The 13,775-nt window shown below is 42.6% G+C and carries 11 protein-coding genes; all 11 read left to right on the forward strand.

Translation table 11 applies throughout. The features are described from left to right. Nucleotides 1-94 precede the first annotated feature (94 nt). The 11 genes from CYLST_RS35145 to CYLST_RS09190 all read left to right on the forward strand — a co-directional run bounded on the left by CYLST_RS35145 (nt 95) and on the right by CYLST_RS09190 (nt 13,771). The gene (locus CYLST_RS35145; RefSeq protein WP_015207430.1) at nt 95-349 is read left to right on the forward strand and encodes a hypothetical protein; all 255 of its coding nucleotides are present in this window, start codon (nt 95-97) and stop codon (nt 347-349) included. 22 nt (nt 350-371) lie between these two features. Further along, nucleotides 372-1,022, forward strand: a complete 651-nt coding sequence (locus CYLST_RS09150; RefSeq protein ID WP_041233033.1) for an AAR2 splicing factor family protein — start codon at nt 372-374, stop codon at nt 1,020-1,022. 282 nt (nt 1,023-1,304) lie between these two features. Beyond that, a complete protein-coding gene (locus tag CYLST_RS09155; RefSeq protein WP_015207432.1) occupies nt 1,305-3,722 on the forward strand; it encodes a substrate-binding domain-containing protein in 2,418 nt (805 codons plus the stop codon). 120 nt (nt 3,723-3,842) lie between these two features. Beyond that, nucleotides 3,843-4,001 carry a hypothetical protein gene (locus CYLST_RS34330; RefSeq protein WP_157162553.1) on the forward strand — a complete coding sequence of 53 codons (159 nt, stop codon included), beginning with the start codon at nt 3,843-3,845 and terminating at the stop codon, nt 3,999-4,001. A 13-nt stretch (nt 4,002-4,014) separates the two neighbouring features. Beyond that, the gene (locus CYLST_RS09160; protein ID WP_015207433.1) at nt 4,015-4,512 is read left to right on the forward strand and encodes a phage tail protein; all 498 of its coding nucleotides are present in this window, start codon (nt 4,015-4,017) and stop codon (nt 4,510-4,512) included. 15 nt (nt 4,513-4,527) lie between these two features. Next, the gene (locus tag CYLST_RS09165; RefSeq protein ID WP_015207434.1) at nt 4,528-7,938 is read left to right on the forward strand and encodes a hypothetical protein; all 3,411 of its coding nucleotides are present in this window, start codon (nt 4,528-4,530) and stop codon (nt 7,936-7,938) included. A gap of 89 nt (nt 7,939-8,027) precedes the next feature. Then, entirely contained in the window at nt 8,028-8,546 is a 519-nt protein-coding gene (locus CYLST_RS09170; protein ID WP_015207435.1) for a CIS tube protein, read from the forward strand. An 84-nt stretch (nt 8,547-8,630) separates the two neighbouring features. Continuing rightward, the gene (locus CYLST_RS09175) at nt 8,631-10,544 is read left to right on the forward strand and encodes a VgrG-related protein (RefSeq protein WP_015207436.1); all 1,914 of its coding nucleotides are present in this window, start codon (nt 8,631-8,633) and stop codon (nt 10,542-10,544) included. 34 nt (nt 10,545-10,578) lie between these two features. Then, nucleotides 10,579-10,866, forward strand: coding sequence for a PAAR domain-containing protein (locus CYLST_RS09180; protein WP_015207437.1), 288 nt, complete (start codon nt 10,579-10,581; stop codon nt 10,864-10,866). A gap of 157 nt (nt 10,867-11,023) precedes the next feature. Further along, nucleotides 11,024-11,446, forward strand: coding sequence for a GPW/gp25 family protein (locus CYLST_RS09185; protein WP_015207438.1), 423 nt, complete (start codon nt 11,024-11,026; stop codon nt 11,444-11,446). A gap of 135 nt (nt 11,447-11,581) precedes the next feature. Next, nucleotides 11,582-13,771, forward strand: a complete 2,190-nt coding sequence (locus tag CYLST_RS09190; protein WP_015207439.1) for a putative baseplate assembly protein — start codon at nt 11,582-11,584, stop codon at nt 13,769-13,771. Nucleotides 13,772-13,775 lie beyond the last annotated feature (4 nt).

The raw sequence follows: 13,775 nt of genomic DNA on the forward strand, positions 1-13,775 counted from the left end.
CAAATCTGAGTGGTTAGGAGAGAGTAATCAAGAACCTGTAAATGAAGAAGAAGAAGAACATTTACAAGGCTTGCAGACTGAACTGGCGAAGAACATGAACGATTTTGAAGTTGAGCAGGGTAAAGCGTTAGTCTATGCAAACGAAGCTTACTATACAGCCGGAGCCGCCATCCATGTCGTGAAAGGAATGCAGGGAGGTGGTGCCGTCACCCTCGGTAGACAACAACAAATGTCATCAGTCCTAATGAACATTGGGTACAAACTGATGCACTATAAACACAATCATCATGAAGGTGGGAAAGGACGCGCTTTGGTCGCCACCTCCAGACCTATTCACCTATCCTATTGAAGGTGGTTTTCGTGGCTTCCAGATGGTTCCTCTCGGAAAACACTACATCAGTGTGGAAACAGAATATATTCATGCTGGTTTTTGGTGCGATGTTGAGGAAAATAGTCCTGTCGTCAAGGTTTTGAATGAAATTAACGGGCGATTTGAGGACGATACACCAGAAAGCACAGCCCATTTTCAAAGATTGGCTCTAAGCAATGCAATGGCACAAGCCTTAAAACCTTACCCTTTTGAAACTTGGGAAACTTGGGAAAAGTTAGTTAATCATATTAATGCACAGCAATCTCTACCTGTACTGCACTCTGAGGAAATAAATCAGCTTGGCGAAAACAATCAATCGGAAGTAAATAGAGAATTAGCAATAGGTCATAATTTCTCGCCTTTTGAAGAGATCCTAGATAAAACTCATGGTGGCAATATTTCGGCATTTTTGGCTGAATTTCAGTTTGCTTTTATTTGCTGGATTGTTGCGGCTGAGGGTGAGGAAAATACAGAAGCTGCTGATAGATATAGATACATGATTGAGACTATCTATAATGTCACTCAAGACAAGATTAAATTAGTTCCTCAGTTCTTTATGCAGTTTATTGACACGCTTGTAAGTCAATTTGATACTTTTCCCGATGATGTTTTTGCAGATGACAACTTAGTGACTCATGATGTGGATGTCTGATCGGAAATTTACTTGACTCTGAGGACGAGGAAATAAGGAAAAAGGGGGCAATGTTTGCCACATATATGCGAGAAAGAGGTGTAGCGATCGCTAAGGACGCAATCTAGGGCAACGGCGATTTTGGGAAAATCTGCATGAATTTACCGAATTACAGCGTAATTTTGCGGGGTGCTCAATCTTCTGAGGCTTTGAACAAACACCTTTTAGCGTAAAGTCTAATGCCCTAGGGCAAAAAATCAGTGTAGGATGCGGCAATAAAAGCGATCGCCAAAGGTTTCAGTTGTGGTTAAGGACACTGGTAAACAGATAGCTAAAGAAGCCTGGGAGCGTGAAGCTATCAGTCAACAGGCTCAAAGCAAACTTCGCGCCCAAATTAAGTTACCTACGCCATTACGCTGGCTAGAGAGATGGAGTTGGGTTGTCCCGGTAGTTCAAGAAAAAGCTGCTCCCCTCACCGAAACTATCAAAGCCAGACTACCTAAAAGATTTTTCCAGAAAGAACAAAACCCAGCAGATGTAGTACCTGAGTCTATTCCCACCGCCATCACGCTTCAACCACCAGTTTATCTGGGAGTTGATCCCATTTACAGAAAGTATCACTGCGTCTACGGGAACACCTTAGGCTGTGAATGGACACAGAAAACATTAGAGCAAGATCCCACAGCCACGAATTGTCTAAAATGCGGTTTTCCGACTATTTTGCCCCCAAGGATCGAGGTTCGGGGATATCGGGGTAGATATCGTGTAGATAGTTTTCTCGGACAACGGGGAATGGGGCGTTTGTACCGAGGAATTCAGGTTGCAGATCAACAGCCAGTAGTAATTAAAGAATATCTGCTGCCTAACCCTTTTAGCCTGGAAGAGACAAGAAGCCGGAAACAAGTCTTTGAAAGTGTAGCTGGATTGACTTTAGCCGATGGCAGAATTCAGGATATTCGGTTAAATTCACCTTGGGATGCGATCGCCGATCCAGTCAAAGAATGCTGCTATCTTGTTACCAATGGTCATCAAGATGGATATCCCACTCTCCGCGCCTACCTCACCAGTAATGGCCCAATGACAGAGGCAGAAGTGCGCCGTGTTCTTAACCAAGTGCTGCAAACCCTAGAATTTCTGCACACTCAAAAATTTAGTCTCCCTTCCGGTCAAATAAAGCAGAAAATAGCACACGGTAATATCAGTCTCGATAGCCTGCTGATTATGGCAGACACCACAGAATTTTTTATCCATGTGAGTGATTTAGCACTTTGGGAACGTTTGTTTGATCTGCCAACCGCTAGAATAGCCATTCCGATCATTTCCCAGGACTTAGTAGATTTGGGATATGTTGCCTTTTACCTATTAGCAGGAGGCACAGTAGATCCAGTTAGCAACCAGCCTCTAAACCCCAAATATGAGCAGCATTGGAAACCAGTAGAACCTGCACTTAAAACTTTCATTCGGCGACTATTAGAGCTAGAAACACCTTTTGCTAACAGCGAAGAAGCGCGGCAAGCACTATTACAACTACCTCCACCTCCGCCGAATGACATGTTAGTAATTACAGGAGAAATTGAAGAAGACAAAACTAAATTACGCCGCCCACCATTACTACTTTTAGGAACTCTGGGCTTAGTATTACTGGGGGCACTAATATGGTTTCTCATCCAAAAATCTCAAAAGCAGGAAACTTCATCGGATGACGTAGTAATTTGCTGTTTGAAAGACGTGTCTGCTGTGCCCCCTGGAAGATATACCTACACCGGTGAAACAGGCGGAATCTGGAGTTATATACAACGGCAACGCAATTTGACATTCCAGAACCAAACCCTGGAAGAAACACTCGAAAAAAGTCAGCCTAAATTACAACTAAATTATCAACCAGATGATTCACTCGCCAAAGCAATTTCTGAAGTCGAATCGGGAAAAATAGACTTTGCTGTCACTAATTTAGTTAATCAATTAACGCCACAATTACGATACAAAGAAGTTGCCTATGACGGTTTAGTTGTATTTGTGGCTTTTAGCTACTCAAAACGTGAAAGAAGTCTGCCAAATGCATTAAATGGAAAGATTAGCTTTGAGCAACTACGAGATTTATACACAGGCAAAATTACAAATTGGAGTCAAATAAAAGGCGCTAACTTACCTAATTTACCAGTCAAACTTTATATACCACCTGAACAAGAAGCATTACAAATTTTTGAACAACGAGTACTGAAACAAGAAAGTGCGATCGCAGCCTTTAAAAATTTGCAGACCCAAAATCAACAGCAAAATACACTTATTACAAGTTCCACTGGAGCCATTACCACTCTTCCTACCTTAAACATGCTACAGCAAGTACTAGAAGACTTCGAGAAAGATGATATTGGCAGCATTGGATTTGCCACATTCAGCCAGGTTTTTGGTCAGTGTTCTGCTTATCCTCTGGCTGTGGTAGATGGTAATAAAGCTGAAGTACAGACTTTAGTCAACGACAAGGGTAATTCAATAGACCCCAATACAGATTTATGTGGTGAAAAAGGAAGCTACAAACCTAACATCCAAGTGTTTAGAACAGGGAGCTATCCACTAGGATATCCGATCATCGTACTTTATCCAGGAGATAACAGCCGCCCCCCTATCGGTCAGAAATTTGCCGATATGCTGAGAACAGCAGAAGTACAGCGCCTTTTAGAGAAAGCAGGTTTAGTACCACTACAAAAAACTCAAAAGTAACAAAGCAGACTGGAAAGCTTTTCTAGTGCATGAGTAGAGGATCTTTTAAATTAGACTTTTGGCTAATAGTCAGTAAGTCGAATTTTTAGATATGTTAGTATCTATTTATAGGTCTTAATTATGCCAACTACTAATGAAAATCAAGACAAATCTCAAGCAGTTGCAAAGTTAGCAGGTAAAGTGATGCGCGATCGGCAACTGCTATCAGTCCTCAGTGATAAAGTTTATGAATTGATGCTTGAAGATTTGCGCCACCAAAAAGAACGGAGTAAAAATTAGAGGAAGTGGAATTATGGCTAGTTCAAGTCGCGAATTAAATTACGTTACAGCAAATCGTTTTTATGTAGAAATAGAGAGTACCGTTGCGGCTAGTTTCACCGAGTGTCAAGGTTTGGGTGTCACTATTAAAACTGAAAAAATTTTAGAAGGTGGTGTCAATGATCAACAAAAAGTCCTTTTAAATCCAGCAGAATTTTCAGACGTAACGCTCAAGCGCGGTATTACCGACGACTTAACTTTCTGGAATTGGATTAATAAGACTCTGAGCGGTAAACCAGAACGCCGTAATGTCAATATTTTGGTTTTTAACCAAGCAGGAGAAACAATGCAGTGTTGGACGTTACTTGCTGCCGTTCCTACTGGCTGGAAAGCACCAAGCTTAAGCGCAGATTCCACTACAGTTGCGATTGAAGAATTGACTTTAACCTACGAAGGATTAAAAGTTGTTGATAAAACAAGGTCTGGTGGTGCAACGCCTCTTTCAACACGCAAAGCCTCAGGATACTTCTAGTAAATAATAAAGTATATGGCAGATACTCTGGATATTCATCAACCTTTGGGACAGGAATTACTCAGTCCAAAATTTTTGTCACCATTAGGATCTAAACCATTATCAAATTTTGATCCATCAGCTTTTCTGCCTCCAGAATCAACCGATTACACACCAATTGATAATTCATTTCAGAATTCACCCTTTTTTACTGAATACAAATCACCGCATTTAGGTAAATCGATCGCATCTTCAGCAGCATCAGTTATTCAACCAAAGCTGGAAACGGAAAGTTTTTCCCCAAGTCCAGAAATTGAGAACGCATCTTCAGCAGCATCAGTTATTCAACCGAAACTGGAAACTGAACCTTTTTCAGCAAGTTCAGAAATTGAAAACACGATAACTGAATCTTCAACACCAGCAGTTATTCAACCAAAACTGGAAACGGAAAGTTCTTCCCCAAGTTCAGAAATTGAGAACGCATCTTCAGCAGCATCAGTTATTCAACCGAAACTGGAAACTGAACCTTTTTCAGCAAGTTCAGAAATTGAAACCACGATAACTGAATCTTCAACACCAGCAGTTATTCAACCGAAACTGGAAACGGAAAGTTCTTCCCCAAGTTCAGAAATTGAGAACGCATCTTCAGCAGCATCAGTTATTCAACCGAAACTGGAAACTGAACCTTTTTCAGCAAGTTCAGAAATTGAAACCACGATAACTGAATCTTCAACACCAGCAGTTATTCAACCGAAACTGGAAACGGAAAGTTCTTCCCCAAGTTCAGAAATTGATAATACATCTTTAGCACCAGCAGTTATTCAACCAAAGCTGGAAACTGAAGGGTTTTTACCAAGTCCAGAAATTGAAACCACATCTTTAGCAGCATCAGATATCCAACCGAAACTGGAAACGGAAAGTTCTTCCCCAAGTTCAGAAATTGATAATACATCTTTAGCACCAGCAGTTATTCAACCAAAGCTAGAAACAGAAGGTTTTTCCCCAAGTCCAGAAATTGAGAACGCATCTTCAGCAGCATCAGTTATTCAACCGAAACTGGACACTGAACCTTTTTCAGCAAGTTCAGAAATTGAAACCACGATAACTGAATCTTCAACACCAGCAGTTATTCAACCAAAACTGGAAACGGAAACTTTTTCAGCAAGTCCAGAAATTGAGAACGCATCTTCAGCAGCATCAGATATCCAACCGAAACTGGAAACTGAAGGGTTTTCACCAAGTCCAGAAATTGATAACACATCTTCAGCACCCGCAGTTATTCAACCAAAGCTGGAAACGGAAGGTTTTTCAGCAAATTCAGAAAGTGAAAACCCCATAACTGAATCTTCAATACCATCAGTTATTCAACCAAAGCTGGAAACGGAAAGTTTTTCCCCAAGTTCAGAAATTAGTAACACAGCTTCAGCACCATCAGTTATCCAACCAAAACTGGAAACGGAAGATTTTTCCCCAAGCCCAGAAATTGATAACACAGCTTCAGCACCATCAGTTATCCAACCAAAACTGGAAACGGAAGATTTTTCCCCAAGCCCAGAAATTGATAACACATCTTCAGCACCATCAGTTATTCAACCAAAGCTGGAAACGGAAGGTTTTTCCCCAAGTCCAGAAATTGATAACACATCTTCAGTACCATCAGTTATTCAACCAAAGCTGGAAACGGAAAGTTTTTCCCCAAATTCAGAAATTAGTAACACAGCTTCAGCACCATCAGTTATCCAACCAAAACTGGAAACGGAAGATTTTTCCCCAAGTCGAGAAATTGATAACACATCTTCAACACCGTCAGTTATTCAACCAAAGCTGGAAACGGAAAGTTTTTCAGAAAGTTCAGAAAGTGAAAACACCATAACTGAATCTTTAGCACCAGCAGTTATCCAACCAAAGCTGGAAAGTGAAGTTTCTTCCACAAGTCAAGAAACTGAAAACCCCATAACTGAATCTTCAACACCAGCAGTTATTCAACCAAAGCTAGAAACAGAAGGTTTTTCCCCAAGTCGAGAAATTGATAACACATCTTCAACACCGTCAGTTATTCAACCAAAGCTGGAAACGGAAAGTTTTTCCCCAAGTCCAGAAATTGATAACACATCTTCAACACCGTCAGTTATTCAACCAGAGCTGGAAAGTGAAGTTTCTTCCACAAGTCAAGAAACTGAAAACCCCATAACTGAATCTTCAACACCAGCAGTTATTCAACCAAAGCTAGAAACAGAAGGTTTTTCCCCAAGTCCAGAAATTGAAAACACTATAACTGAATCTTCAATATCATCAGTTATTCAACCAAAGCTGGAAACGGAAGATTTTTCCCCAAGTTCAGAAAGTGAAAACACTATAACTGAATCTTCAATATCATCAGTTATTCAACCAAAGCTGGAAACGGAAGGTTTTTCCCCAAGTTCAGAAAGTGAAAACACTATAACTGAATCTTCAATACCATCAGTTATTCAACCAAAGCTGGAAACGGAAGGTTTTTCCCCAAGTTCAGAAAGTGAAAACGCATCTTCAGCACCATCAGTTATTCAACCAAAGCTGGAAACAGAAGGTTTTTCCCCAAGTTCAGAAAGTGAAAACACTATAACTGAATCTTCAATACCATCAGTTATTCAACCAAAACTGGAAACGGAAGGTTTTTCACCAAGTCCAGAAATTGAAAACGCATCTTCAGCACCAGCAGTTATTCAACCAAAACTGGAAACGGAAGGTTTTTCACCAAGTCCAGAAATTGAAAACGCATCTTCAGCACCAGCAGTTATTCAACCAAAACTTGAGAGTACGGCGACTGGTATTCAACCGAGTCAAGAAACACAAAATCCGAGTCGGAATACTGAAATTCCTCAATTACCTACAGCGCTGAAAAATATATCAGTTATCAGTCCACTATCTCAACAGTCCAATTTTATTACATCCGATTTTGCAGAGAAGATAACGCCACAGGATACACCAAAAACTGTTTCCATGTCACCCTCTCCCCCTAGCCTCATCCAAAAATCTCCTGCTAAAAATGTGCCAGACTCATGGTCGAATATCTCTGAATTACTCGGCGAAAATACAGCAGTTGACAATAGCCAATCAATAGTTGTACAACCACGTTTAAAGGAAAACAATTGGGATGATGGACTGACATCTTTGTTGCAAAACAGTCAATCGTCAACAGCAGTTAATGTCCAAAGATCTAGTAATTCTAGTAAAGTTATTCAGGCAAAGAATAGTTCTTCCAATTCTCCATCAATACAGAAAGAAGAGGATAATAATAACCAAGTAAGCATGACCAATGAGGCTAATAAAGAAACTAATGAGTTATCAGAAGACGAAAAGAAAAATATGGAAGTTTTAGCACGAGAAATTTACCAAAAGCTCCAGCAAAGGTTGTATATAGAGGGAGAGCGACGAGGTAAAAGTTATTCAGGTCGCTTACCTTGGTAGAATTACAAAGTTAAAAATTGTAAAATAAATAAGTTTAAGTCAAGCTATATCCATTACTAACAATACATTCCCAGCGAAAGGAAACAGCCATGTCAAATTTACAAAAAGCCAAACTTCTTTGTGTAGAGGGGGGCGCATCACCAATAATCTTCCAGTTCAACCCGAATGAACTGAAATTTTCGCGACAATCAAACCTGAACCCTTCAGAAGGCGCCCGCACTGAAGACGGAATCACCAAACTCAGCTTTGCAAATCCAGCACCTTGCACCCTAACGATCAGTAACATCATACTTGATACTTATGAAAGTCAAGGAAACCTCACCGCAAATCTAGAAATATTTAAAGAATCTGTTCGCTTTGCTAAATCGGGAGAACACGCAGGGGAGCGTCCACCAATTTATCTATTTATTTGGGGCGGAACTGAGAGTCTACGTTGTTTTGTACAAAGCCTCGACTACAGTCTGACTATGTTTTTGCCTGATGGAACACCAGTGCGAGCGAAAGTCAACTTGACTTTAAAAGAAGCAGATGACTCTACTCCTAAAGGAAGCGTGGGGACTCCTGCTAAAGTAGATCGTCAAGGCAATAAACGCCCCTCCAAGAAGTAAAATTAGAATTAATTCGACTTTTGGGGGATAGTCTACAATTAAATGCCCTAATACGCTATGGGAAATTAACTCCTCATAATCTGTATGGCTGGCAGTTACATACCCGAACCGCTTTTGCAAATTGAGGGCGCCGATGCTTCTAAAGATTTGCTCAATGACATTTTGCAAATCTCCGTGGAAGAGAGTCTTCACCTACCGGGAATGTTTACTCTGATAATCAACAACGATTTCTTTCCCGGACGCTCAGAGGAAAAAGCTTGGAAACACCAGAAATCATTTGCTATTGGTAAGAAGATCAAAATTGGTTTTACCTCCAGTACCACAGGAAACGCCGATTTTGATGACGAGGAGACGGGCTATGTATTAGAAGGGGAAATTACAGCCATAGAAACTGAGTTTACTGAAAAGTCTCAGGCTCCCATCATCATTCGTGGTTATGATATTTCTCACCGCCTACACCGAGGACGTAATAACCGTTCGTTCCAAAACATCACTGATAGCGATATTATTAAGCAAGTTATTGGTGAAGTGGGCATTGCTACTGGCACTATTACCTCTACTACCATTGTCCATGATTACGTCTTTCAAGAAAATCAGACGAATATGGAATTTTTGCGGGAAAGGGCGGCCCGCGTTGGTTTTGAACTGTATGTTCAAGATGGCAAACTTAACTTCCGCGAACCCAAAACAGACCAAGAGTTGACTCTCGAGTGGTTAAAAGATATACATAGCTTCCGCGTCCGAGTTACCAGTTCTGAACAGGTGAGTTCTGTTGAAGTGCGGGGTTGGGACTATGCTCAAAAGCGGCCAATTGTCTCGACGGCAACAAAAGAGAAGGTAATCACCAAAACAGATAATGGGATAGGTAGTGAAAATAGTACTAAATTTAGTACTAAGCCAAAGATGATCGTTGTAGATCAGCCAGTTTTTAGTGCTAAGGAAGCTGAAAAAATAGCTCAGTCTCTATGTGATGAACTTGGGGGCGAATTTGTTAATGCTGATGCTAAAGGTGAGGGTAATCCCAAAATCAGGCCAGGGCGAGTAGTGAAGCTCACGGGTATGGGCACTTATAGCGGTGATTACTACGTCACGGAAACTCGTCACTTTTTCCATGAAAGAAAATATATTACAGAATTTAGTGTCCGCGGCTTACGTGCTGGAGACTTGTTAGCTACTTTATCTCCCCAAACTCATCTGCAACCGGGGCAAACTTTGTTAGTGGGAATTGTGAGTAATAATAAAGACCCTAAAGGCTGGGGACGTGTCAGAGTCAAGTTTCCTACCCTAACCGAGAAGCATGAAAGCAACTGGGCGAGAGTAGTGAGCGCAGGAGCCGGGCCTGGTAGGGGGTTTGACTGTTTGCCAGAAGTCAATGATGAGGTTTTGGTAGCTTTTGAACATGGCGATATCCATCGCCCCTATGTAATTGGTGGTGTCTGGAATGGTACAGATGCGCCACCAGAAAAAGTTGATGACACTATCGTTGGAGGCAAAGTCCGCCAGCGGACTTTTAAAACCCGTGTTGGGCATAAATTACAGTTTGTGGAGGAGGATAAAGGCACTAAAAAAGGTGTTTATCTTAATACCACCGATGGTCACAATTTGCGTTTGAATGATAGCCAGAAGTTTGCTGAATTAGAAACTACTGGGGGACATAAATTCCGCTCTGATGATAGCAATAAGACTATCAGCTTAACTTCAACGGGTGACATTACAGTTAAAGCTGGGACGAGTGGAACTACAAACAAAAGTAGTATTAGTGCTGGTGAAATAGCCCTGACAGGAACCCAAAAGATTAGCTTGACTGTAGGCTCTAGTAGTATAGAATTAACACCTAGCGGAATTACTATTAGAACGGCTGGAACGCTCAGTATTCAATCTAGTGGCACTATTAGTGTGCAATCTACAGCTTCTTTGAGTCTGAATTCTAGTACGGTTAGCGTGACTGGAGGAGCAACTGTAGGAATAACTGGTGGTGTAGTCCGTCTAAATTGCTAAAGTCAATAATCTGCATTCAAAAGGAAGATTGAAGATGTTTCCAGCTGCACGACTTTCTGATATCACTGTTACAGGCGATCCAATCACTGCAATGGGAGTGCCAAATGTACTGATTGCGGGATTGCCGGCAGCTTGTGTGGGTGACCTTGTGGTGGGGCCTGTGGTGACTGGAAACATTGTCATGGGTTCTGCTACGGTCTTGATTGGTGGACGACCGGCGGCACGTGTAACATCTCAGGTGGCTGGAGTTAACACCGTTACAGGGGTGCCCTTAACTACGATGGTGGCAATAGGGGCGCCAACTGTGTTAATTGGGGGATAAATTACTCTGTGCTGATGGCAACGTAATATCAATTTCGTGCGGTAATCATCCTCATCAAATGCCGTTGAACTCGACTTTTGGCGAATGGTATTAGTTTTACAGATGAGCGTAAAGTAGCGATCGCTCCTCTAGACTAAAAATTCACTTTATATTTACTATGCCAGAAGTCAATAATAGTCAGCAGGCTGGCTACATGGGTACGGGCTGGTCTTTTCCATTACGGATGAATGTACAGGGAAGTTTACAACTCAGCAGAGCCGAGCGGAATATAGAAGAGTCAATAAAGCTGATTCTGCGTACCAATTTAGGGGAGCGGGTATATCGACCTAATTTTGGTTCGCGGCTGTCTGAGTTAACCTTTGCACCTATGAATACCCAAACTCTATTGCTTTTGCGCCTGCATGTCCAAGAAGCTTTGACCATGTGGGAGCCGCGCATTGTCTTGGACTCGGTGCTTGCTGATCCCGATCCGCAGCGGGGGCGGGTAGATATTATTATCGAATATCATCCCAAGGAAGGTTACGATACTCGAAGTATAGTCTATCCCTTTTATATCAACGGTTCAGAACTGGAAGGTTAAAAGTCAAGCCGAACATTGCAAAAGCTAAACACCAAAGAAAGTTTAAAAATTAATCATACTCACAAATAAATATTGCTTTTACCTTGTAGTTTTTGCCTTTGACATTTTCTCAGTACTGCTTTACAGGCAATAATTATGGAATTTGATTTTTTACCGAAATTACCAAAGTCAAATCTAGACGATCGCACATTTCAAGATTTAGTAGAAGAGTGCATCCTGCGGATTCCTCGCTACTGTCCAGAGTGGACGAATTATAACCCCAGTGATCCGGGCATGACGCTGATTGAGTTATTTGCCTGGTTAACTGACCAAATGTTGCTGCGGTTCAACCAAGTACCACAGCGCAATTATGTGACTTTTTTGGAATTGCTGGGGGTACGGTTGCTGGCCCCTGCGCCCGCAGTGTCAGATATTACTTTTTATTTGAGTGCGGCTTTACCCACTAGCTACACGATTCCGGCGGGGGTGGAGATAGCAACGGTACGAACCGAAACCGAGGAAGCAATAACTTTTGCCACTGATCGTCAGCTAATCATTGACAAACCCTACATTCGCCATTTTCTGACTTCCCAGACTGTAGAAGATAAACCGCAAATATTGCGCGATCGCTTTACCAACTTGTGGACTACGCGCTCTGATGGTGAGTGGTACGGTAGAGAGTTAGCATTTTTTGACGAGCAACCCCAACCAGGAAACAGCTTTTATTTAGTTATCGATGGGAATTGCCAGTGTGATGGCAATGTTTTAGCGTTGAAATTTCAAGGGGAAGCGGCAACAAGTACAGGTATTAATCCTGATGCTCCACCCCGGCTCTGGGAAGCTTGGAACGGCGTCTACTGGGAATCAGTTCTCCTCACAGAATCGGATGACAGCACCAGAGGCTTCAGTTTTAGCGAATTGGCGGCCCTCGGAGGTAATCCTTTACAAGGTGCAGATGTGGTGCTGCATCTTCCCCAAAGCTGGCCTGTGACTACCTTTACTGCCTACCAAGGGCGCTGGTTGCGTTGCGTCCACACCGCCACCTTTGTCAATAAACCCGGATACAGCAATTCTCCCCGAATAGTTGGTTTGGCTGTCAGATCAATTGGTGGGACTGTGGGAGCCAGCCAAAGTGAAGTAATTCGCGATGAAATTTTGGGGGAAAGTGACGGTCTACCCGGTCAGACTTTTCAGTTGCAGGGAGTTCCTGTTTTGAACCGCCGGGAAGATGAATATATTCTCGTTTCACCACCTAGTGCCCTACCGCAAAGATGGCAAGAAGTCAAAGATTTTGCCGAATCAAGTTCCCAAGATTTACATTACGTGATTGATTCGCGCACAGGGATAGTGCAGTTTGGACCGCTGATTCGCGAAGCTGGCCAACTCCAGCAGCAAACTCAGTTTCGGGCGATCACGCAAACAGGAAAACTCAATACATTGCCAAACCCAGCCATCAATGATGAATTAGAGCGGCAATATGGGGCTGTACCGCCGAGAGGCTCAATGATTCGGATGGTTGGTTACCGCAGCGGTGGCGGGTGCAAAGGTAATGTGCAGAAAGAAGCAATTAGGGTGGCAAAAACAGCAATTCCCTATGTTGCCAAAGTGTTAAATCACACGGCTGCCAGAAACGGAGCCGATGCCGAATCCTTGGAAGATGCTGTATTGAGAGTACCAGCAATGCTCCGGACGCGCGATCGCGCCGTCACACCAGAAGACTTTGAAGTCCTGACTTTACATGCTGGAGGTGGTGGGGTGGCCCGTGTTCGTTGTTTGCCATCAACATCTACTAAGGAAGCGGGGACAGTTAGGTTACTAGTTGTACCCGCAGCAAATACAGAAATGATCGGTCGCGGCGAAGGCATCGAACCAGAACTATTTAACCTGAATTCGCAACTCCGCGACCAGATTATGGCTTATTTAGACGAACGACGATTATTAGGAGTGCAAGTCCGACTGCAAGCACCCGAATACGTAGGCGTGGCGGTGCAAACAGAAGTTGCTCTGGAGTCAGAGTATAACAATCCGATTGCCCAACCAGAAATTCTCTGGAAATTGCGCGTCGCCTTATATCGGTTTCTCAACCCGATTACTGGTGGTTGGGATGGTAAAGGCTGGCCCTTTGGTCGTCCTTTGTATCCTTCAGATATTGTGAATTTGTTCCAGAAATTTCCGGCTGTGCGCTATTTGGGAGTAGTGCAGCTCTTTGAATTGCGCTATGTAGGACAAACCTGGTTGCGATCGCTGCCACAAAACCCAGTTATTGATCCTGGACCTCTAGGACTCATTTGTTCCTGGCAGAACAATCGCCTGCGCTCCGGTCACGTTGTCAATCTCATCCAATGACCTT

Origin of the sequence: Cylindrospermum stagnale PCC 7417 (genome assembly GCF_000317535.1) — a bacterium.
GTDB classification, from domain to species: domain Bacteria; phylum Cyanobacteriota; class Cyanobacteriia; order Cyanobacteriales; family Nostocaceae; genus Cylindrospermum; species Cylindrospermum stagnale.

What these genes read in the sequence shown, in the direction of transcription:
- CYLST_RS35145 (WP_015207430.1), top strand. Translation starts at nt 95, where the DNA reads ATGAACGATTTTGAAGTTGAGCAGGGTAAAGCGTTAGTCTATGCAAAC.
- CYLST_RS09150 (WP_041233033.1), top strand. Translation starts at nt 372, where the DNA reads ATGGTTCCTCTCGGAAAACACTACATCAGTGTGGAAACAGAATATATT.
- CYLST_RS34330 (WP_157162553.1), top strand. Translation starts at nt 3,843, where the DNA reads ATGCCAACTACTAATGAAAATCAAGACAAATCTCAAGCAGTTGCAAAG.
- CYLST_RS09160 (WP_015207433.1), top strand. Translation starts at nt 4,015, where the DNA reads ATGGCTAGTTCAAGTCGCGAATTAAATTACGTTACAGCAAATCGTTTT.
- CYLST_RS09165 (WP_015207434.1), top strand. Translation starts at nt 4,528, where the DNA reads ATGGCAGATACTCTGGATATTCATCAACCTTTGGGACAGGAATTACTC.
- CYLST_RS09170 (WP_015207435.1), top strand. Translation starts at nt 8,028, where the DNA reads ATGTCAAATTTACAAAAAGCCAAACTTCTTTGTGTAGAGGGGGGCGCA.
- CYLST_RS09175 (WP_015207436.1), top strand. Translation starts at nt 8,631, where the DNA reads ATGGCTGGCAGTTACATACCCGAACCGCTTTTGCAAATTGAGGGCGCC.
- CYLST_RS09180 (WP_015207437.1), top strand. Translation starts at nt 10,579, where the DNA reads ATGTTTCCAGCTGCACGACTTTCTGATATCACTGTTACAGGCGATCCA.
- CYLST_RS09185 (WP_015207438.1), top strand. Translation starts at nt 11,024, where the DNA reads ATGCCAGAAGTCAATAATAGTCAGCAGGCTGGCTACATGGGTACGGGC.
- CYLST_RS09190 (WP_015207439.1), top strand. Translation starts at nt 11,582, where the DNA reads ATGGAATTTGATTTTTTACCGAAATTACCAAAGTCAAATCTAGACGAT.